General features: G+C 36.3%; 20 protein-coding genes and 1 pseudogene. 9 read left to right on the top strand and 12 right to left on the bottom strand.

The genetic code is table 11. From position 1 onward, the window contains the following. Positions 1 to 104 precede the first annotated feature (104 nt). Positions 105 to 848 (top strand): annotated as a pseudogene (locus tag JOC49_RS12075) (TraB/GumN family protein); the annotation flags it as partial. A 53-nt stretch (positions 849 to 901) separates the two neighbouring features. Here the strand turns inward: JOC49_RS12075 and JOC49_RS12070 are convergent. Beyond that, positions 902 to 2,203, bottom strand: coding sequence for an L-cysteine desulfidase family protein (locus JOC49_RS12070; RefSeq protein ID WP_204665289.1), 1,302 nt, complete (start codon positions 2,201 to 2,203; stop codon positions 902 to 904). Between the two features lie 302 nt (positions 2,204 to 2,505). Here JOC49_RS12070 and JOC49_RS12065 point away from each other — a divergent pair, with 302 nt between their 5' ends. The 4 genes from JOC49_RS12065 to rlmH are packed head-to-tail and all read left to right on the top strand — an operon-like array spanning position 2,506 to position 5,025. Next, positions 2,506 to 2,910 carry an OsmC family protein gene (locus JOC49_RS12065; RefSeq protein ID WP_204665288.1) on the top strand — a complete coding sequence of 135 codons (405 nt, stop codon included), beginning with the start codon at positions 2,506 to 2,508 and terminating at the stop codon, positions 2,908 to 2,910. A gap of 3 nt (positions 2,911 to 2,913) precedes the next feature. Continuing rightward, positions 2,914 to 3,510: a glucosaminidase domain-containing protein gene (locus JOC49_RS12060; protein WP_204665287.1), complete on the top strand. Its 597-nt coding sequence runs from the start codon at positions 2,914 to 2,916 to the stop codon at positions 3,508 to 3,510. A 16-nt stretch (positions 3,511 to 3,526) separates the two neighbouring features. After that, positions 3,527 to 4,549, top strand: coding sequence for a DUF362 domain-containing protein (locus JOC49_RS12055; protein WP_204665286.1), 1,023 nt, complete (start codon positions 3,527 to 3,529; stop codon positions 4,547 to 4,549). Further along, complete coding sequence (rlmH, locus tag JOC49_RS12050) at positions 4,546 to 5,025, top strand: 23S rRNA (pseudouridine(1915)-N(3))-methyltransferase RlmH (protein ID WP_204665285.1); 480 nt, start codon at positions 4,546 to 4,548, stop codon at positions 5,023 to 5,025. The genes JOC49_RS12055 and rlmH overlap by 4 nt, the downstream gene beginning before the upstream one ends. 361 nt (positions 5,026 to 5,386) lie before the next feature. On the opposite strand, the gene JOC49_RS12045 is transcribed toward rlmH, so the two are convergent. After that, positions 5,387 to 6,694, bottom strand: a complete 1,308-nt coding sequence (locus JOC49_RS12045; protein WP_204665284.1) for an IS110 family RNA-guided transposase — start codon at positions 6,692 to 6,694, stop codon at positions 5,387 to 5,389. 370 nt (positions 6,695 to 7,064) lie between these two features. On the opposite strand from JOC49_RS12045, the gene JOC49_RS12040 reads away from it, so the two are divergent. Next, positions 7,065 to 7,964, top strand: coding sequence for a copper amine oxidase N-terminal domain-containing protein (locus tag JOC49_RS12040; RefSeq protein WP_204665283.1), 900 nt, complete (start codon positions 7,065 to 7,067; stop codon positions 7,962 to 7,964). Between the two features lie 118 nt (positions 7,965 to 8,082). Here the strand turns inward: JOC49_RS12040 and JOC49_RS12035 are convergent, their stop codons facing one another. The 8 genes from JOC49_RS12035 to JOC49_RS12000 all read right to left on the bottom strand — a co-directional run bounded on the left by JOC49_RS12035 (position 8,083) and on the right by JOC49_RS12000 (position 15,246). Next, the gene (locus JOC49_RS12035) at positions 8,083 to 9,006 is read right to left on the bottom strand and encodes a hypothetical protein (RefSeq protein ID WP_204665282.1); all 924 of its coding nucleotides are present in this window, start codon (positions 9,004 to 9,006) and stop codon (positions 8,083 to 8,085) included. An 852-nt stretch (positions 9,007 to 9,858) separates the two neighbouring features. Next, a complete protein-coding gene (locus tag JOC49_RS12030) occupies positions 9,859 to 10,167 on the bottom strand; it encodes a hypothetical protein (RefSeq protein ID WP_204665281.1) in 309 nt (102 codons plus the stop codon). A 51-nt stretch (positions 10,168 to 10,218) separates the two neighbouring features. Continuing rightward, positions 10,219 to 11,481: an RNA-guided endonuclease TnpB family protein gene (locus JOC49_RS12025; protein WP_204665280.1), complete on the bottom strand. Its 1,263-nt coding sequence runs from the start codon at positions 11,479 to 11,481 to the stop codon at positions 10,219 to 10,221. An 86-nt stretch (positions 11,482 to 11,567) separates the two neighbouring features. Further along, positions 11,568 to 11,783 carry a hypothetical protein gene (locus tag JOC49_RS12020; RefSeq protein ID WP_204665279.1) on the bottom strand — a complete coding sequence of 72 codons (216 nt, stop codon included), beginning with the start codon at positions 11,781 to 11,783 and terminating at the stop codon, positions 11,568 to 11,570. Between the two features lie 15 nt (positions 11,784 to 11,798). Further along, on the bottom strand, positions 11,799 to 13,397 hold the full coding sequence (locus tag JOC49_RS12015; RefSeq protein ID WP_204665278.1) for a type IV secretory system conjugative DNA transfer family protein: 1,599 nt from the start codon (positions 13,395 to 13,397) through the stop codon (positions 11,799 to 11,801). Continuing rightward, positions 13,394 to 13,795 carry an RNA methyltransferase gene (locus tag JOC49_RS12010; RefSeq protein ID WP_204665277.1) on the bottom strand — a complete coding sequence of 134 codons (402 nt, stop codon included), beginning with the start codon at positions 13,793 to 13,795 and terminating at the stop codon, positions 13,394 to 13,396. The genes JOC49_RS12015 and JOC49_RS12010 overlap by 4 nt, the downstream gene beginning before the upstream one ends. Next, complete coding sequence (locus JOC49_RS12005) at positions 13,788 to 14,432, bottom strand: hypothetical protein (protein ID WP_204665276.1); 645 nt, start codon at positions 14,430 to 14,432, stop codon at positions 13,788 to 13,790. Before JOC49_RS12005 ends, JOC49_RS12010 begins: the two co-directional genes overlap by 8 nt. A 217-nt stretch (positions 14,433 to 14,649) precedes the next feature. Further along, positions 14,650 to 15,246, bottom strand: coding sequence for a hypothetical protein (locus tag JOC49_RS12000; protein ID WP_204665275.1), 597 nt, complete (start codon positions 15,244 to 15,246; stop codon positions 14,650 to 14,652). A gap of 503 nt (positions 15,247 to 15,749) precedes the next feature. Here JOC49_RS12000 and JOC49_RS11995 point away from each other — a divergent pair. Continuing rightward, complete coding sequence (locus tag JOC49_RS11995) at positions 15,750 to 16,430, top strand: hypothetical protein (protein ID WP_204665274.1); 681 nt, start codon at positions 15,750 to 15,752, stop codon at positions 16,428 to 16,430. A 49-nt stretch (positions 16,431 to 16,479) separates the two neighbouring features. Here the strand turns inward: JOC49_RS11995 and radC are convergent, their stop codons facing one another. Next, complete coding sequence (radC, locus tag JOC49_RS11990; protein WP_204665273.1) at positions 16,480 to 17,091, bottom strand: RadC family protein; 612 nt, start codon at positions 17,089 to 17,091, stop codon at positions 16,480 to 16,482. A gap of 209 nt (positions 17,092 to 17,300) precedes the next feature. On the opposite strand from radC, the gene JOC49_RS11985 reads away from it, so the two are divergent. Together JOC49_RS11985 and JOC49_RS11980 are read left to right on the top strand one after the other, a co-directional pair. Next, complete coding sequence (locus JOC49_RS11985; RefSeq protein WP_204665272.1) at positions 17,301 to 17,471, top strand: hypothetical protein; 171 nt, start codon at positions 17,301 to 17,303, stop codon at positions 17,469 to 17,471. Positions 17,472 to 17,571: 100 nt separating this feature from the next. Beyond that, positions 17,572 to 19,266: a recombinase family protein gene (locus JOC49_RS11980; RefSeq protein WP_204665271.1), complete on the top strand. Its 1,695-nt coding sequence runs from the start codon at positions 17,572 to 17,574 to the stop codon at positions 19,264 to 19,266. A gap of 204 nt (positions 19,267 to 19,470) precedes the next feature. Here JOC49_RS11980 and JOC49_RS11975 read toward each other — a convergent pair. Beyond that, on the bottom strand, positions 19,471 to 20,016 hold a 546-nt coding region (locus JOC49_RS11975), incomplete at its 5' end, for an IS256 family transposase (RefSeq protein ID WP_204665270.1).

Genomic DNA, 20,016 nt, shown 5'->3' with positions numbered 1-20,016 from the left:
ACCGTGGGGCACACGGGGATAGCTCGCTTATGCTGTAGCCATTAGGCTATTCGAACGAGAAGCCCCCACTTCTTAAGTGGTGGGAGTATGTCACTGCCTCTGATACGCTTTGGGTAGAAGCGAATGTATTAAATCAGGAAACAGGTATGGCAGAATTCTATGAAATTGCAATGTTACCTGAAGGTGAAACACTGGAAGACCAACTCGATGAAGCACTATATGATAAATTGACTTTGGCGCTTGAAACGTTGGGGATCCCATTGGAAGCCCTGTCTGGCTTTAAGCCTTGGTTAATCAACAATGAATTGAGTGCCCTATTAATGCAAGAAGGGATTGATGGAGCGGTTGATACAACAGATGAAGATGCAGTAGCTTCCTCCACAAGAGGACTTGATGTTTACTTTTTATTAAATGCTTTGCTTACAGGGATGCAAGTAGAAGAAGTTGAGGGATTGGCTGCCCAAGCTATGATGTTTGATAATCTTTCTGATGACCTTGTTGCTTCTAATCTTGATGCGACTTTGGACATGATTCTAGAAGAGGATGAGGCGACAGACTCAGAATCGGAAGAAATGCACAATCTTTTGGACACTTGGTTTGACTATTGGCATGCCGGCGATTTGGAAAACTTTAAAGAAAGTTTTGTTAGTTCTCAAAATCTAGAGGATGAGTTTACGCAAATGCTATTTGGCGCACGTGATGTATACATGGCAGATCGTGTACATGAGTTGTTAATGAGCGACCAACCAGGCACTCATTTTATAGTTGTTGGTGCAGGTCATTTGGTCGGTGACTTATCCATTATTAAAAATTTGGAAGCAATGGGCTATGAGATAAGTGTTTATTAGTCTAATTCAATTAGAAAAGCTAAGACAATCCCGTGAAATTGTCTTAGCTTTTTTTATGATTTGTAATGTTTCATGATATCAATGACAACAGCATCCACATTCATCATGGCTTCCATAGACAAGCGGCCAAGATTGTGAATGGATTCTTCTGCATTTCTGCCAAGTATACCGTTGTTAGGTGGCGTAAAGGCATCGTTGACAGAAAGGAGAGCGGATTGAACGGCCGCTGAGGCGGAGGTTGCCAACTTAAGGGCACATCCGGTTTTTGCACCGTCACAAATCATACCTGCTGTATTGGCAATCATGTTTTGCACCACACCATCCATTTGCGCTAAAGAGGCACCCATGAGCCATGCAATTGCAACGGAAGCGCCTGTACCAGCTGCAACACCGCAACCACAGATGGCAGATAGCCTACCAATAGCGCCTTTTATTTTACTGTTAATCAGATGACTGATGGCAACTGCGCGGGCCATGTCGCTGGGGTTAACATCAAATTTTTCTGCATAGGCAACAAGCGGTAAAATGGCTGTTAATCCGTTATTTCCACTCCCATTACTGCTCATTACAGGCATGAGAACACCTGACATTCTGGCGTCAGACGCAGCTGCGGTAACTGCCATAGCACGGTTCATCAGGTCTTTGCCTAAAAGACCATTTTCTGCTTGTTGATTTAGAACATAGCCAACCCCTATGCCACACTTTTTAGAGAGACCCACTTCGGCAATGGCTTTGTTCATGCTGAGCCCTTCAAGAAGAAAGGATAAGGATTCAGTTGGAATCGCTTTGACACCTTCAATGATCTCTTCAAGGGTTAGATCAAACGGCTGATCATAGGTTGTTTCTTTAGAGGAACCCTCTTTTTGTGTCAGCAGTACGCCTTCATGGCTTTCCAAGTGAACAAAATGATTGTGCCGTTTTGCAATGACTATTTTGGCATAGCCAGAATTTGTTTCAAGTATAACTTCTATTTTGATTTTTTCGTCTGTGTCCAGCATATCAAGCTGTATTTGCCCTTTTGAAATCATGTGATGGGCAGACTGAATTTCAGTTTCGTGAACATTTTTTAGGACTTCAAGGCCGTCTGAGCTATTACCTGCTGTAAAGCCTAGAGCAGTTGCAATAACAAGCCCAACTTCGTTTGTACCAGGAATCCCAACGCCAAGTCCATTTTTGAAAATGTTAGGGCTGACACCAGCTCGAATTCTTTTTATCTGATTGAAGTCTTTAGAGGTGAGTTTTAAAAGTTCTTTTGCTTTGGAAACGGCCAAAGCCACTGCAACAGGTTCAGTACATCCCATTGCAGGCACAACTTCCTGCTTGAGAGTTTTCAATATAAGCGCTTCATTGGTCATGTTTTGTCCTCCAATCCAAAATCTAACACTGTTACATAAAAGAATTGCAAGTTTGATGCCAATGGTATATCGGTTAAAACAAGCGTTATTTTTCTCATTATAAGAAAAAACCCAGGAGAAAAGTCTCAAAAAAAGAAAAAAGTCTCATATTGAGACTTGAAAAGGGTAAACCATGGCGGTGGTTTACTGAGGAAATTTAAGGGTATCTACCCCCCTTGTGTAGGGGGTAGATACAGAATAACATGGATTGTTTAATAGTTCAAGGGAATATGATAAAATAAAAGAAAAATGGAGGAATTGAAATGAGCGTAAAAGAGGTGGCTTTAAAGTTTAATTATGCATTTGAGGGGACGCTGTATGCGCCAAATGGCAATGCAGAAATTGGCGTAAAAGAAGGGACGTTGGCGCCCTATGATATGTTGTTTGGTGCTTTGGCCGGATGTTTGTATTCAACGTTTTTAGATGTGGCGATGAAGAAGCGAATCTCTTATGAGTCTGTGGACCTCCTGGTAACGGGTGAAAAACGAAATGAGATTCCATCAACACTTAAGTGGGTCCATGTAAAAGCCCTTGTCCATAACCCTGAAAAAGAACTGGGATTAGAGCAGGCATTCGAACTTGCAACACGGTTTTGCTCAATATACGAAACCATATCTAAGGTTGCAAAAATGACATATGAGATTGAATTTGTTTATGATGGGACGTAAAAAATGGGAATTAAAATTGATCTAAATTCGAAAATTAAATCAAGTTTTGAAGGACCAAGTTCTGATTATAGACTGGCTCAAAATCGCTTTAAGCATATATTGGAAACTAAACTCGGAGTGGTAACCCGTGCTCAGGAAAATCCAGGCCAGTCTAGCTCTGTAAGTGGGGCTGGTCCCGATAATATAGGAATTCCAAGTGGTGTGACTGCAGATTTGATTGATTCAAAGCTTAAGGGAACACCTATAGCAGGACTTGGCCATGCATTTGTAGAGGCGGAGAAGAAACATGGTGTAAATAGCATCTTTTTGGCAAGTCTGGCTGTCCATGAATCTGCATATGGCAGCAGTGCTATTGCACAAGATAAAAAGAATCTTTTTGGGTTTGGCGCCTTTGATGCTTCCCCGTATGCAAAGGCATATACTTTTGACAGTTTTGAACAGGGCATTGATCATGTTGCAGGGTATTTGGCGAAGAATTATCTCAATGAAACAGGCCGGTATTATAATGGGGTGTCAGTTGAGTCAGTTGGGAAAAAATATGCCACTGACCCCAATTGGGCAAATGCGATTGAAAAAATCATGAAGGCAATGGTTGAATAAATCAAACGGAGGGATTATGAAAAAAGTTTATTTTAAGCGGGTGGAAAGTAAGGACTATAAAGAGCTAAGTGATGCTGCAAGAGAATTGTTTGAGCATTTGGTAGAAGTTGAGTCACACGCGTTTTCTAAGACCGTGCCTATTAAAGTTCATTTTGGTGAGAAGGGCAATGACACTTTTGTGCCTTCGGACTGTTATTTGGGTGTTATTGATTCTTTAAAAAAACGCGGCGTAGAATCGGCATATATTGAAACCAATGTTTTGTATAGAGGGGCCAGAACCACTGCAGAAAGTCATAAGAGGATTGCTGCAGACCACGGGTTTACGCAGCTTCCTGTTATCATTGCAGATGGCGAATATGGGGATGATTATACTGAGGTGACTATTGATAAGGTTTATTTTGATCGGTGTAAAATCGGCAAGAAATTTTCAGATTATGATCAATTTGTTGTGATGAGTCACTTTAAAGGACATGGGTCTGCAGGCTTCGGTGGGGCTTTGAAACAATTGGCAATGGGATTTGGGTCTCGTGGGGGAAAATTGGCGCAACACTCGGGAATCAGCCCTGTGGTAAATCCTAAAAAATGTATTGCATGTGGCAAGTGTGTGGAAAAATGTGATGTAAACGCCATTACCATGGATGATGTGGCTTTTATTCATTCGGATAAATGTGTGGGGTGCGCCGGCTGTATCGCAGTGTGTCCAGTAGGGGCGATTACAAATGATTGGCGCGAAACTAATTTTAAAGAAAAGATAGCAGAGTACGCTTATGGGGCCCAACTTGGGAAAGATAATATTTATATAAGTTTCCTAATTAATATAACAAGAGAATGTGATTGTAACGGACAGCACATGGAATTTATCGCAGAAGATATTGGGGTGTTTGCATCTAAAGATCCTGTTGCAATAGATACAGCCTGTATCGACATGCTTCAAAAATCGCATGGGTCAAACTTGTTTGATAGTGGTCGTGAGTCCTTAGCCCATGCAAAGAAAATTGGATTTGGTGATTCCGATTATGATCTGGTGGTTTTGGAATGAAGTTGACGGTAATTGCAGTTGGCAAGGTAAAAGAAAAGTTTTATAGGGCTGCCGTGGATGAATATGTGAAACGACTTAGCCGGTATTGCACATTGGAATCCATTGAAGTTGCAGATGAAAAAGCGCCAGAATCTCTAAGTGACAAGGAAATAGAGCTGGTTAAAGGACGTGAAGGCGAGAAAATTCTAAGCAAGATTAAAGACAGTCAGTTCGTTATTACGCTTGAAATTGGGGGCAAGTCCTTAACTTCGGAGAAATTCGCAGACTATCTTGGAAACTTGGCACTAACAGGCCAATCGGATGTTGTTTTTGTTATAGGCGGAAGTCTTGGCCTCTGTGAATCAGTTGTTAAACGGTCCAATTTTGCCTTGTCTTTTTCGAAAATGACATTTCCCCATCAGTTGATGAAGGTTATTTTACTTGAACAGGTGTACAGGGCGTTTCGGATTATGAAGAATGAACCGTATCACAAGTAGACCAAAAAACTTATGGTTTAAAAAGACTGTACAATAAATACGCTGAGTTCAGCTTTAATATGTCAATTGAGGAACTAAATTATCAGAATGTAATTGATGTAGATTCAGCTACATGTTAATATTTAGAAGTATGTTGCCTTGAGTTAAGGGTGATAATTAAAAAATATAAAATTAAGAGGTTTAAAAAACAGAAAAAGCACTGAGCGTATCAGTGCTGATGCAAGTATAAATTTTAGTCCAGCTAAGAAATGTCAATAGTTAAATCTAAAAGTATTTTATATTTCTTCAAGTTAAAAAAGGGTAACATCAATAAGCCTTTTGAGAATATCTCAAAAGACGGAAAGTGGGCTATGGATTTACTTTATGCAGCTTTATCGCATTTAGCTTTTAAGTAATTCCTTTGATGTTCTTCAGGTGTGATGATTGCAAATTCTTTTTCATCACGAAGCATAGCAAATACAATGTTACAGACTTTATGCATAACGGCACCGAGAGCAACCATTTTAGGTTTTGACTGGCACTTCTTTAAATAGTAATCGCGTAACACAGGATTTTTTGCTGAACCATTTTTGTTCTTGCTAATGCTGACTAAAGCCATTGTATGAAGGACTCTTCTGGCGATTCTGGAACCACGTTTTGACATAGAGATTTTGGTGCCTTCAAACTTCCCGGATTGTTTTACAGAAGGATCCAAGCCAAAGTAAGCAAAGAGTTGCTTAGGCGAGCGAAAGGCAGAGAAATCTCCAATTTCGCCCATCAGACTTACAGCAGATAAAAATCCAGCTCCTTTGTATGATTCGATCAGATGGATTTGCTTTACAAGATCGCTAGTTTCATTAGCATTAACCAATTCATGCATATCAGAAAGAATGGAGGATATTTCATCGTCATAGTTTCTGATGAAGCGAATATATAAGCGAATGCGTTTGAAGTTACTGCTTAGGGAATAACCAAAGGAATTGGCATCATTTGCAGCCTGGATTATGGCATTATACTTATTTGTAGCATAAGTAAGTCCAAACCTAGCTGTAGAACGTATGGAGTTAATAATCTCATCTTCAGAAGCATTTAGAAATGCGACAGGAGATGTGTAGTTTTCCAATAAGGTTAAGGATGTATTTGTAGTTATTTTAGAAAAGATTTTTAAATACTGTGGAAATACCATTCGCAGTTCGCCCTGTAGCTTGTTCACATAAGCAGAGCGGTTATCCATCAGGTCGTAATACTCTCTTGAAAGATTTCTTAAATTGAGGGCTAGGTCAGATGGCATAAGGGATACCTTTAAATCTGGTTTTAGACCAACTAAGGCAGCCTTTTTTGAATCAAAACGGTCATTATGTACTTTTCTAATGTTAATGTTTGTGCTATTCTTAGTGATGATAGGATTAATAACTGAGCAGTTAAAACCCTTATCACGAAGATAGCAGAAGAGTGGGTAATGATAAATTCCCGTGGATTCCAGAAAGATGCGACTTTCTAAGGAATACAGCTCCTCTGCTTCTTTTATTTTAGAAACAGCTAAGCTTAAGGAATTGAGGTCAGAATGCAGGATTTTAAATGGTTTTCCTACAAATGTTTGGTTAGGAAGTGCGATAGACATCCAACTGAAGTCTGCACCAACATCAATACCAACTGAAATAAATAAATTTTCAAATAAAATGTTTGACATGAGCAATAGCTCCTTTCCGATAGGAATCCATTTCCATTTAATGAGTACACAACCTTGCGAGTTATACGGGTATAGCCTGAGGCTCCCAACCAGCCGAATCATAAAACCTCATTGAATGGACTAATTGACTAAATCATAGGTATGGGTCAGTAGAAACTGACTTCCCAAGGAGGTGAACATTCTTTGTCCTATCCTTAAAGATTATACCTTATGAAACAACTGGGGTCTATCTGGAAACCGTCAGACATGATAACTAATGAAGTAACTTCTGATGAAGGAAGAATACCTTCTTCAGTTACTTAGATATAGAAAAGGTTAACTATGTATTAGCCTTAATGGCTATATCATTATTATACAAGGAGGTAATATTATGAAAAAATTATTTACATTAATGTTAATCGTAACAATGTTGGTTATGTCAACAAGTGCAGTATTTGCATCTAACTTACCATTTGAAATTTCAGAAATGAAGGTTGGTCTTCAAATTGACGGTGAGATAGTAGAAATCCCAGAAGGTTACGGTAAAGTAGTAGTAACTTCTGTAGGTAGAACTATAGTTCCGGTACGATTTTTATCTGAGGCACTCGGATACAGTGTAACATGGAATGGCGAAACTTCTACAGTAGGTATCGAAAAAGGTGAAGATAAAGTAGAATTCCCTATCGGTGCTACTGAAATCCAAACTAAGAATGGTCTTGTAGTTATGGAACTTCCAGCATTCGTTATGCCAGAAGAAAACAGAACCTATGTCCCTTTGAGATTTGCTGCGGAAGCATTAAACTGTGAAGTTGATTGGGTAAGCCACAAGAATATCGAAGGTTCTGCAAATTATCCTTATGACTACTATGTAACTATCAAGACTTCTACTGAAGTTGTTAGTGATGGTTCTTGGTCTAATGTTGAATGGGCTAATATGCATGACGATGAAATTGTAAAAGGCATCATTGAAGAGGCTTCACAAGTAAATGAAGTTTACAACCAAAGTGGTAAAATCATGGTTGGTTCTGATAATTCTTTGAATAGCGGTGAATTAAATGTTTGGATTACTTTAAAAGACCAAGTTGAAATTCAAATTAAGAATATTAATGGTGCTGGGGTTTTAAGTACTGTAGAAAGGCTTTTAAACTATTGGACTGGTGATGATTATGCTTGGAACCAACTTGCTGTAGAGTTTACAGAAACTGATGGTGAATGGTTTGTTACATCTAATGGAACCCAAGTGAAAATGACTACAGAAGGAGTCGGAACATGGGTATTTATTAAAAAATAAGATTTTTAAAGCGAGTTCTTTTGAACTCGTTTTTTTTGTTGCACTTAAAAACAATTGATATAAGGGAGAAATAGAGCCCAGTGAATCACTGGGCTGATACAATTTAAGCATGTTTTAATTAGTTGCATCCTTCAAGGCATTCAATCTTCTCTAGATATGACTCAATGAAATCATCAACGTTATTTATGATATGATGTAAATTATCTTGTACAACTTCAAAATCATTCTCGTAATTTAGCTTACCATCTTTCTGGAAATGACCATACATAAATGACATTTGACTATAATCCTGTCCTTTAATCCAGAAACCTAAATAGACTGTGCCATCTTCATTAGGTTCTATCTCAATGACAACTTGCCAATCATCATATACATTAATCTCAATATATCTTTTATTTACAATGCTATATTCGCTAGAAATACATTCATTGCGGTCAGCTATGAAATCAAATGCTAGGATGACATCTTCAATGTTATCTTGGGTGTGTACAAATTTCTGAAGGTATTCTGCATAATTAATTTCATTCCCGCACTTGAGAACACAGTATAGATGACTTGTATCACTTATCACTTCACACTCATCGCACATCATTATTCTACCGTTGGAAACAGGTGAATTGTAGGTAACTTCAAAATCAATGTCATCAACAAACGTCACAGGTTCATTGCATTGAATACAGTAAACCTGCTTCTGATTAAAATAGTCTAATATTTCTTCGTCTACGTCGCAATCATCGTGTTCGTCAAAATCGTTATAAATAAATCCGTTTAAAGCCGAACCTCGGCTTGCAGCGTCTCTTAAATCATACAAATCTTTGGCATTCACAATATCAGACTCAATCATTTTCAGTTCCCAAATCGCACCTTCAAGGTCACAATCGAGGTGTGTATCTCTAAGTGCTTCTTCAATTTCACAATCTGTTAAACCATCACAAATAGCTTTTTTCATTTCAAGCATATCTATTAAGTCATTTTTATTTGAGTCTACCAGTTCAAGCATTCCTGCTTTAATTTTGTTTAAATCAATATTCATGTTTTTCATAATTAAAACCCCTTTCGAATTTAAAAAGTGATGTACTTAAATTTACGTTAGAGGTTTTATTCAAGGCAGTACATAAAGTAATATTAGCACCAAATTTAAGTCGACTTTTATTTGGTGTATAAATGATATCAGACTTTTTCTTATAATACGAATTTTTTTTCAAAAGTTTTAAAATTATTTTCCTTTTTTGAAACACATATCTTTGTAACCGTTGATAAATAGGGGTTTTATTGAATGAAAGCACTTTAAATTATAACAAGGTATTGCTATTGATAAAGTAATCCCCAATCCGATTGCCTTACATAAACAATAGATTATTTGTAATGTTAACTAAATACAAATGCTTCATTTTTCCAAAAGCCAATTGCTTTGAGTTTAGATTTAAGGAAATGGCAATCTCCCCCCCTGTCTTAGAATATGAAACTCTAAAACAGGGAATAACAGATTAAACTCATTGCTTTCGAGATGAGTTTTGAGGTTTCTGTTAACTTACATTACTGTAAGTCATTCTCTTGGCTAATGCCAACGGTCAAGGTCTTGTATTAAAACACCGCCACTATCACAGTAGATTGAACGTTCCCCCCCTCGTGACTTTTATGCTAAAATCACTCTACAAGGACGGGGCAAGCCAGTTAGTTACCAAAGCAAATTCACTAACCAGCATCACCGATACTTTTAATACTACTCATTTAACGAGGTATCCTTCGGGTGATTAAGACCGAGAGTTTTTTATTATAGAGTGTTCTTCCTTTAACCACTCTCAAAGCATATTTGGCTGTATAGAGTAGTTATATTGTTTTAGGTGATAACATATAAATAAAATCGGTCGAAGCAAAAGAGGATCATCCCAATCTACGATTGTGATGACCCTCTGGATTCCAGATATGAAATATTAATTTTTGTAACGTATTCAAGTCTGGCTAACTCCTCTGAATAATCACATTTTAATGCTTCTAATAATAAAATTTTAAGTTGTGACCTCTGTTCCTGCATTAGTATTGCATATTCATCTATACAATTGTTAAACACATGCCTTACTAGTTTAATTTCTAGTTTTCTAATGGCTTCACGTATTTCAGCCTCATTTATCTTATAGGCAGGCAGTGTACAGTTATCCATTATAAGGTCATTATAGTAGTCTAAATCTTTAAAATGAGTCATATAAGCCTCCTTTCGTCTAAGTATTAGGGCTATGCAAAGCACAGCCCATTTCTAATTGCATCCTGCACACTTTAAAGGATTAACCCTTACTGGCTGTGCAACACCTCTAGTGCGTAGTAGCATGAGTTTTTCATGACTAATCGCCTTACATTTTGATAAGATGTTTAGTGCCCCGTTAACATCGGCATTTATCTTTCTGCCATCTGAGGCAATATACAAACCTCTGTATCTACGCCTACCTGAGAAGTTTTGCTTCTCTCTCGTCAAATAATTAGGAAAATCATCACCGTCAAGAAAAGATGCTTTGCTGGTGTAATATTCATATGTTTTAGTAAACTCAATGCCATGCTTATTACACTGATGGGCTAACTTTTCCATAAACTTTGCATAGGGCATTTGAAAGAATAGTTGATTATTTTCCTTGCCTAGATTAAGCCCTTTCTTAAAATTTGGATTATAGCCAATAATGATATTTCCAATGTGATGTTTAAGGCAGTACTGAATAATGTAATGCACCGACTTATTTAGATAATCATCCACTTGGTTTTGCTTACGCTTACGAATCTTTGCTAGTTTTGACTTTGATTGATTCTTACGTTTCGCAATAGCAGTATATTTTTCATAGCCTTGTATTATAGATTTTAAATGCCTTCCATCAATGATAAATGAGTCTCCCTGTGAAGTTACACAGGTCACCATATTACTGACGCCAAGGTCAATAGCGAGAGCGTGGTAATCTCCATTTTGAACATAGCTTGATTGACCAGTTTCCTCATATTTAAGCATCATTTCAACATAGGATAAATCTCTGTCAAATTGGATGCTAACACTTTTAATACTTAGGTTCTGATACCTCTCAGGTAATTTGATTTTGAAAGCACCATACCTCTGAAATAGGTTGTAGGGGATGGGAAATTGCAATGAATCATCAACCCTACGAAACTTTTCTGAATAAAGATATGAGTACTTTATAGGCTTTGGTGAATTGATGTTTTCATCTATTTGCTTCCACGAAGGGTTAGCCTTACTAGTCTCAATCTTCACTTGCCTTGTAATATAAGTTCTGTAATTCGTTAGTGGTACTTTGACCACTGCTTCAAAGCCATAACCAAGGTTTTTAAGCTGATTGCTTTCATTTAGTTTTTTAAGAATGTCCGTATGTTTGGGCAGGGTCTTAACTTTGTTATACTCGTTTTCAATCAGCTTAAGTGCCTCGTTATATGCTTTTGTAGAAGCAGATGCTAATGCTTTGATTATGGATTTTTCATTGTCACTTAATCCTTTTACATGGAACTTCAATGTGCGATATGCCATCAATTTCACCTCCCACTATTAAATATAGATTTATGTTCCTTAATTACTACAAAAAAGTGTCGTAGCAGGATTTCTCCTGCTATAGATTAAAGTGTTTGATAGACAATATAGAAAATATGTCTAACGTTTGGTACATATAATAACTGAGGGTTGACATCAATAATGCTGTTAATCTCAGCATCAATTTTGTCATTTAGGATTTGAAGATGTTTACTGAGTTCTGTTTTACCATTTTGAACCTCTTGAGATATCATTTCTTCCTCTTGAAACAGTAAAAATAGGTCGTTATATTTGCTTAGCATGTATGCCTCCTTTCGCTAGAATTCGTCATCATATCGACTGGCTTCATCTAGCATTTTAGAAATGTCTTTTGTTAGTTTTGTCTCTGTATCTATAGCATCTGTATAATAGCCCCTTGAGAGTAGAGCATTATTGGCAGTAACTAGTTTTTTGATTTGACTCATGGTATCAGCATCCACAAATGTCGCTTTACCAACCGATGCTTGCCTTGCTGTATTATTAGCGACAATTTTATAGGTAAGATTACCAAATGGCTGATTCATAATTTCTGTTGGCGAAAGGACTGGTACATCAATCACTTCGATATTCTTAGAACGCCCTGAGTAGCCAATATCTTTTGAACCACCTGATTTACCAAAACTGACTCGCTTTGACTTTTTAGTACCAAATGAATTTGAGAAATACTGTGCATCAGTATATGGCAGGTCAGGTAGTAATATTTGATTTCTAGTATTAGCTGTAACAGCCTCCAGAAAGATTAGACCTTCACTTTTACCATCACCTGCAATGAGTTGCCTGTTCTGTGTCGCAAGGATTGTACCAACCCTATATGAGCGACCCATGGTTAACATATCTGCAAATTCAGGGTTTGTATAAACTTGAAATTCATCTATATACATAAAGTATGGGCTTCTGGTATTTTCATCCCCTTTACGCTTCATAACTGCTGACTGAAAATTGATGATTAAAAGTCTACCAAGCAGTTCAGATAGTGTTGAATTCAGTGTTCCTTGTGCGGTTGTCATTGCTAAGATAGTGCCACTTTCAAGTGCCTTATTGAAATCTATTTCACCGATGCCTGGTTTACTGTTAAATACATTGTTTAAGTATTTGTTTGAGTTGATTCTAGATAATTGTGTTCTAAGGCTACTAGTGGCTTGATAAACCTCTCCCTTAACATCAAAATATTCCTTGGTTAAATATTGAATGATATTGGCATTTTCATGATATAAATCTCTGTCCGTTAAGTCTTGAATGGACTCTTTGAAGGACATAAGAATGTTTTCACCAATGCCACCGTTATTGGATAGGAAATTGTCTAAGTCGAGTAGGGTTGGATTGGCTTTCGTCCTTTTAAGTACTTTGACAGCCATCCTAAGAACCTTCTCTGTAGCATCTTTATAAAAATCAGGTGATTCACTCAGAATCATCCGAAACACCATGACCATATTTTCAATGACTTCTGATTCATTACCGTCAAGTGGATTGAACTTAGGACACTTCTCAAAAGTTGGATTAAAATAAAGTGCCTTTCTACCATTTAGTTCAGCTAGTGCATAAACCTGTTCAGCAAGGTCACCTTTCGGTTCTAATAGCATAAGTCCGATATCACTTATTATGTCTTGGCTTATTATTGGAAGCAGTACTAATGAGGATTTTCCACTGCCAGTGGGACCTAGGGAAAGCATATGCAGAAATCTATCTTTAAGGGGAATGATGATGTTTTCACCTGATAAAGCATCTTTACAAATGAAAATATCTCCGGATCCCCTCGGTCTCCGATTTTTAATAAATCCTTTTACCTGTTTAAAAAGCAGGTTATTTGTTTGAAATTTGTCTTTAAACGCTATTAATGAAACTATAATCATAACGATAACCATTAGTATTAAAGTCATAGTTCCATCACATCCCAGTCAAGGTCATCAATAAAAGTAGGTTCTTCCTTTGGAGGGTCAAAGTCCTCAGGATAATCAATTTCACTAGCTTCAAATTTATGTTTTTCCATAAACTCATCTAGGTCTAAATCTGGATGATATGATTCTCTCAGATGCCTCATGTAATCCTTAACAAGCTTTAATTCCTCATGATACTGTGTGTTATCAAAGCCCATTTTTTCGATTAGGTGGCAATGCTGAGCGATACCGTCATACATCCGACTCATATCTTTCAGATATGCCTCTGATTTAAAATCTGAATCCCTAATTAGTGAGTAAAAGTCCATTCTCATTTGAAATCCACTGCCAGTGTAGTTATCTCGGTTATCTCCTTTGCCTAAAAATTTGGAATCAATCATTGTCAATCACCTCGTACTTGTCTAAGGTAACCTCAAAATGCTTTCGTATACCTAGAGAAGTAAAATTAAATCCTTTAAAACGGTGATAGCTAGCCTCAGTATTAAACTTATGAGGTTGCCACCTGCGTTTACATAGGGTGTTTGTACTAGCATCATAATTGCAAACTCTGATGGAGAATGTAATATCTCTGTCCATTGGCAATATGGCATTTATGTACTTAACCCTTGATTCTAGTGCGATAGGTGATACTGTCTTTTGGTAGTTTAAAAATGCAAAGGTGATATGCATTCCACCTGATACAGTTGTTTCAACACTTTCAACCTGCATAAACTTATAGATTTCAAGTTCCTTTATATGGTCTGGCTTTAGAATAGACTCACTGAGTAAAAGAGTCTCTGTTTCAGGGAGCCTATCCAAGCCATAATCTAAGTAGTGTTCAATGAAATATGACCGTTTTAACAGATGGCCAATACTATATTTGTTTGGTGCCTTATCATCTTGAAAAAACTTAAATGATTGAGTTGTAAGGACTATTAACTTGTTGTTCCAAGCATCCTTTTTAAAAACCAATTTATAGTAGAAGAGTTCCTCCATAATATGCTGTGCCCTCGATTTGGAAACCTTTCTCGTTTTCATGATAAATTTTAGAAGTTGTTGTCGGAAAATTTTGCCACTTCCCAAATGGTAAATAAAGGAAATTTCAGAGTAGAATCTCAAAGCTATAATTGTAAATGTGATAGGGAAGCACATGCTTCCCAGTTTAATTTTTAAATAGCCATCCTCAGTTATATAGTTGTCTCTGATGTATGGATGTAGTGAGTCTACATCCTGTGTTTGCTTAAATGATTTTAGATTAATTTGTTTCAATGAATGTGATGCCTCCTTTCTCAGTGCCTAAAAAATAACTAGCATAATCTACTTTAGCTTCTATTTCTGCACTACTATAGTTATTGGTTACAACTTCAATAATTTCATGTGGTGTTGTAACAGTAATACCTGTTTCCACCTCATATCGTGTATGAATAGGAATATATAAATCTGGTGGACTAAAACTACCAAATGTACCATACTTACCGATAATATCTTTCTCTGTCATGGCAATATCTTGTTGCCACCTAGGCTTTGAAGCCAATTCTCTAAATAAAACAATATCGTGGCTGGTGCCAGCCTTAGCAGGTTTATATAACTTATTTACTGTTGGTATGTTCCGCCCTATCCACCGGATCGCTTTTGGTGTCAATCGATAACAATGGGACGCTTTCCTATTTACCATAATGGCTTCACGCTGAATATAGCCATTGTGAATCATCTGGTTCAACCTGCTTTTTTTAATGTTGAAATAGGTTTCCGCATCTTCTGAAAAGCATCTACCTGTCTTTGATAGCACTTGTAGAAAAGCCTTGTCCTTTTCTGTTATACGCATTTGTCTTTTTTCTTTTTTACGTGCCATGATAGCCTCCTTTCTTTAGTAGTATGCTATGGGTCTAGATGAGCCACAAAGCTTGGCAAGTTTGAAACGCTTTAAAATGAGAATTTTTAATTCGGTCGCATCAGCGACATTTTAAAGATTACGTTTCAAATTTGGTGGGAAACTTAAAGGCTATGCCTTTTAGTAAAGTATGTGGAGACACATAATTTACGTAGCTTCCCCCAAGGTTTGTGGCGAAGGTGTTTCTTGTGGTTTAAGCTATTGCAAGCTTTGGAAAAGCAAGCAATAGCAGACTTTGATGTTTGTATAGGTGGTATTAAAGGGACTTATACATAAGTTATAGTTCAAAAGAAATTGTTTTATAACTAAAAAGTTGGTGCTAGAACAGAATCAAAGTATAAAATTACTAATTTGCAATAACATTCCTTTGAATAGGAGTTACTCAAATAATTAGAGTTATGCTATTAAAGCAGATTATTATCTGTTACTGTATTAGTAACAAACAATATTTAGGAGGTATTCTTATGACATTTACACCTACACATTCTGAGGTTTATTATGGTATTTCAATTGGATACTATAATCAATTTAAGGAAGCTTATTCGGAAATAAACAAGATGTCTGATGGTAACGGCAATGTTCAAATGTTAGATTTGTCAGTTGATGAGCAGAGTAAGTTTTATTGGTTAGAGAGCCTTCAGAGGCAAGCACTGATGATTTGTATCGTATTTCAAGCATTTGCTATAGAAGCTTTCGTCAATATGGTTGCTGTGAACTTGTATGATGAGGACGAATTTTTTAATAATTTCGAAAAAATGGGAACGGAAAAGAAAATTAATAAAATCTTTTCTGAAAAGCTTAAAAGTGACTATAAATCAAAGCATCCAGAAATAAAATCACTTGTTGACTTAGCCTTTAATTTGAGAGATAGTTTAGCCCATCATAAGAGTAAAAAAGTTGATTTGGTTGAGATGCAAAAAGACCCAATAGGATATGGATATCATCCGTATCAAGACCTCATGACGCACTATGACAAGATTGATGATGTTGTTAAAGCGTATGAGCAATTCAAGTTATGTGTAAACACACTTTTGGGCTATGATATATTTGAAAAACAAATGGAGGATTTAAATAAATCGCTACAATTCAATATAAATGAAATATTTCGGAAAGGATTTGGAATAGAGCTTAGTGACGATATATAGTAAAAAACACACCTTAACATATAAAATTAGGGTGTGTTTTAATTAGATTCTAAAGAACTCCGTCTTCTTTTAAACTGGTATAGCTGTTGTCACCAATGATTAGACTATCAAGGACTTTAATGCCCATAATACTGCCAGCGTCTACAATCCTTTTTGTGATATTAATATCTTCATTAGATGGCAAAATTGACCCCGATGGATGATTGTGAACGCATATTAAACTAGATGCAGCAGCAAGTAAAGCTTCTTTAAATATCTCTCTAGGATGCACTATGCAAGATGATAGTGTTCCTTTAAATACCGTTTCAACTTTGATGATTTGATTCTTAGTATCTAAGAGCACAATTCTAAACTCTTCTTGCTTTAAATGCCTCATGTCCTCCATAAGGTAGTTTGCGATATCGCTTGGTGAACTAACCTTGTTGATTTTCCTAGTTTCTTTGACGATTCGGTTTGATAGGTCAAATAATACATCAAGCTTCTGTGATTGAATTTCAGTGATACTTAATTGCTTTGATGCGTCTCTTATTTCCTTAAGTGAACTTATACCTTCAAGCTTACTGATATCAATACCTGTTATAAAGGCTACAGCCTCTCTATCAAATAGTGATGCTGTTCCGTAGTTCTCTAGTCGTTCTTTAACTTCTTGATTCCTTCCCATAATTTTTACCCTCCATATCTCTTACACACATTGTTATTACTGCCTTTGTGCTTGATTTTGTTTAATGCCTTTTTAGAATGATATGGAGTTTGAGCTTAAAATATGAAAAAAAATAAAAAACTTTTCCAAAAGATTGGCGAGGATGATTTTTCTCTGATATAATCTATCAAATTGGAAAAATAATATATACTTCGAAAGGAGACGGTTAGATGAAGCATCAAGCTAAACATGAATACATCTCAGATTTCTTTGAAATCCTAACAGAGATGATTGATGGCTATGATGCTAAAACCGCACTTGATTTAAATACTGCTAACGTAAATACAGGTAATAGCATTCAGAATATAGCCAGTAAAAATTGTGAACTTAAAGTTGCATAGTGAAAATGTTTAAAGTAGTCCTAATATGGGCTACTTTTTTTCGTGAATATTTTTTGGTTTTATGTTATGATTGGTCCAATAGAAATGGAGGTGCTACAAAATGGGTGATTTCTTTAGTGGTGAAAAATTAGTACATAACTGTGTCTCATATGGAAGAGTTAGTTCAAAGGACCAAGTAGATAATTACTCTCTTGGTGAACAGAAAGAAAACATTGCAGACTATGTTAAGTATAAAAGATACAATCTTGTTAGGCATTTTGAGGATGCAGGCATATCAGGTAAAAATATTGCTTCAAGAAAAGCATTTAATGAAATGATTCAGTATATTGAGTCTAAGAAAGATACAGACGAGAGAATTGATGCTATTCTAGTCTGGAAACTTTCAAGATTTTCAAGGTCAACACGTGACTTACTTAATATACTACACAAATTAGAGCAACTAAATTGCCATTTAATTGCGACTTCTGAAAATATAGATACTAGCCAACCAATGGGTGAGTTTATGCTTACAATTATTGGGGCTGTTGCCCAGATGGAAAGAAAAAATATTGTTTCAAATGCTAAAGTTGGACAAGAAGCTATGGCCAGAAGCGGATTATACCCGGGTGGGGTTGCAGCCTTTGGATACAAATCTATACCAATCGTAGAGGGTGGTAGCAATTTAGGTATTAATAGAGATAAAGCTAAGTATGTAATAGAGATATTTGATAGGTATCTAAATAAGAATCATGGCTATACAAAGATAACAAAATACTTAAATCTAGAGTTAAAACTAAAAACTAGAAAAGGTTATGAATGGTCTACCAATACAGTTAAATCACTTTTACAAAATCCAGTATATGCTGGTAAAATCCGATATGGTATGCATAAGGACTGGAGTGAGAAAAGAAGGAGCAAGCAAGATAAAGAAAGAGAAATACCAATTTACGATGGTAAACATGAAGCTATAATTTCATGGGAAACTTTTCAAGCTGTTCAAGATAAGATAGCAAGTAAGGGTGGAAAGCCAGAAAAATATCGTGAAGGAAGTCATTTGTTAAGTGGTACGATAATTTGCCCTTGGTGTAAGGAACCGATGGTTTCTAATATCACCAATGGCAAAAGAGACAAAGATGGAAATATTACGAAGCATTACTACTACTATAAATGTGGAAAGCATAATAATAAGAGAACCTGCAAAGCTAACTCAGTTCATAGAGACATTGTAGATGAAGAGTTCAAGAAGTTACTTTTTGACTTTGTTGATAATCCTGACCTTCATAAAATTTTAGAGCTAAAACTTCAAAAGGTTATTGATGTGTCTGAAAATAGGCGTGCACTTGAAGTTACTCTAATGGATATCAAAGCATTAGAGAGCCAGAGAAAAAAAGCTGTTATTGATAAAACTAAAAATGATAAGGATATCACTGGAGTTGATGATAGTATCTATGATGAAATCATTTATGATTGTGCTAGAAAGATAAAAATCAATCAAGAAATGAAGTTGAAGCATGAGGCACAGATTGCCTTAGCTGAAAGCCAAATGAAAACTAATAAAGATGTTGCAAAAGCACTTAAGAACTTTAAGCCTATCTTTGAACACGCAACCCTAGAACAACAAAGGAGATTGGTTAAGAGTTTTGTAAAAAAAGTACATGTTCACAAAAGTCCGAACTCTAAAGAAAGAAGTAAGATAAAATCCATTGAGTTCCACTTTAATGGAGAAGACATAGCTAAGTTAAACGTTGATTTATCAATGGGTATAGTAGATAAAGAAATTTTTGGACTTGGTGAGATACGTGGAACCGTATCATAAGTAGGATAAAGAGACATTCTGTAACCATTGAAAATAGGTGCATAATTCAATATGAACCGTTCTGTATAAGAAAAGTATGGTAAAAACTTTTCGCTGTTACAGAACGGTTTCTACTATTTACTGATAACAAAAGCTGTTTAGTGTATAATATTATTAAAAGATGGTAATAAAAGGACCTGTCAAGAATTTTGTGTAAAGTTTGATTTAAAATTTTAAGTGAGCAGCGATTCTGTCAGAAAAAAGGATCTCTAATTGATTCATGACTTGACCCCAATTTTGGACAGGACGAGTCCACGATTGCTTTATATCCATGGTTCTTAAGTAAACCAACTTGTATAGAGCCATCTCATTAGGAAAAGCACCTTTGCGATCCGTAACTTTTCTAAGCTGATTATGATAACTTTCAATCGTATTGGTGGTGTATATAATTTTTCTTATCTCACTAGGGTACTCAAATAAGCGCTCTACAGCGTCCCAATTGTTACGCCAAACAGCCACTGCTGCTGCAGATTCTGACCATTTTACCTCAAATGCTTCGAACAGCATTATTGCTTCATCTAAGCTCACTGCTTTATAAACGGCCTTTATATCTTTAGCGAATTCAGACCACTTTTTTCGTGCGATATAACGTGTAGAATTGCGCATAAGATGAACAATGCATCTTTGTGTTATGGTATTGGGGAAAACGCCTTTGATAGCCTTTTCAAGCCCTGATAGACCATCTAGAGAGATAAACAAGATATCTTCAAC

Origin of the sequence: Fusibacter tunisiensis (genome assembly GCF_016908355.1) — a bacterium.
Lineage (GTDB): Bacteria > Bacillota > Clostridia > Peptostreptococcales > Acidaminobacteraceae > Fusibacter_D > Fusibacter_D tunisiensis.
Note: the sequence above shows the minus strand (reverse complement) of the source record. Positions and strands in the feature narration are given on the sequence as shown.

What these genes read in the sequence shown, in the direction of transcription:
- JOC49_RS12005 (WP_204665276.1), bottom strand. Translation starts at nt 14,432, where the DNA reads ATGAAAACGAGAAAGGTTTCCAAATCGAGGGCACAGCATATTATGGAG.
- JOC49_RS11985 (WP_204665272.1), top strand. Translation starts at nt 17,301, where the DNA reads ATGAAGCATCAAGCTAAACATGAATACATCTCAGATTTCTTTGAAATC.
- JOC49_RS12025 (WP_204665280.1), bottom strand. Translation starts at nt 11,481, where the DNA reads ATGGCATATCGCACATTGAAGTTCCATGTAAAAGGATTAAGTGACAAT.
- JOC49_RS11980 (WP_204665271.1), top strand. Translation starts at nt 17,572, where the DNA reads ATGGGTGATTTCTTTAGTGGTGAAAAATTAGTACATAACTGTGTCTCA.
- JOC49_RS12035 (WP_204665282.1), bottom strand. Translation starts at nt 9,006, where the DNA reads ATGAAAAACATGAATATTGATTTAAACAAAATTAAAGCAGGAATGCTT.
- radC (WP_204665273.1), bottom strand. Translation starts at nt 17,091, where the DNA reads ATGGGAAGGAATCAAGAAGTTAAAGAACGACTAGAGAACTACGGAACA.
- rlmH (WP_204665285.1), top strand. Translation starts at nt 4,546, where the DNA reads ATGAAGTTGACGGTAATTGCAGTTGGCAAGGTAAAAGAAAAGTTTTAT.
- JOC49_RS12055 (WP_204665286.1), top strand. Translation starts at nt 3,527, where the DNA reads ATGAAAAAAGTTTATTTTAAGCGGGTGGAAAGTAAGGACTATAAAGAG.
- JOC49_RS12040 (WP_204665283.1), top strand. Translation starts at nt 7,065, where the DNA reads ATGAAAAAATTATTTACATTAATGTTAATCGTAACAATGTTGGTTATG.
- JOC49_RS12020 (WP_204665279.1), bottom strand. Translation starts at nt 11,783, where the DNA reads ATGCTAAGCAAATATAACGACCTATTTTTACTGTTTCAAGAGGAAGAA.
- JOC49_RS12065 (WP_204665288.1), top strand. Translation starts at nt 2,506, where the DNA reads ATGAGCGTAAAAGAGGTGGCTTTAAAGTTTAATTATGCATTTGAGGGG.
- JOC49_RS12030 (WP_204665281.1), bottom strand. Translation starts at nt 10,167, where the DNA reads ATGACTCATTTTAAAGATTTAGACTACTATAATGACCTTATAATGGAT.
- JOC49_RS12045 (WP_204665284.1), bottom strand. Translation starts at nt 6,694, where the DNA reads ATGTCAAACATTTTATTTGAAAATTTATTTATTTCAGTTGGTATTGAT.
- JOC49_RS11995 (WP_204665274.1), top strand. Translation starts at nt 15,750, where the DNA reads ATGACATTTACACCTACACATTCTGAGGTTTATTATGGTATTTCAATT.
- JOC49_RS12070 (WP_204665289.1), bottom strand. Translation starts at nt 2,203, where the DNA reads ATGACCAATGAAGCGCTTATATTGAAAACTCTCAAGCAGGAAGTTGTG.
- JOC49_RS12015 (WP_204665278.1), bottom strand. Translation starts at nt 13,397, where the DNA reads ATGACTTTAATACTAATGGTTATCGTTATGATTATAGTTTCATTAATA.
- JOC49_RS12000 (WP_204665275.1), bottom strand. Translation starts at nt 15,246, where the DNA reads ATGGCACGTAAAAAAGAAAAAAGACAAATGCGTATAACAGAAAAGGAC.
- JOC49_RS12010 (WP_204665277.1), bottom strand. Translation starts at nt 13,795, where the DNA reads ATGATTGATTCCAAATTTTTAGGCAAAGGAGATAACCGAGATAACTAC.
- JOC49_RS12060 (WP_204665287.1), top strand. Translation starts at nt 2,914, where the DNA reads ATGGGAATTAAAATTGATCTAAATTCGAAAATTAAATCAAGTTTTGAA.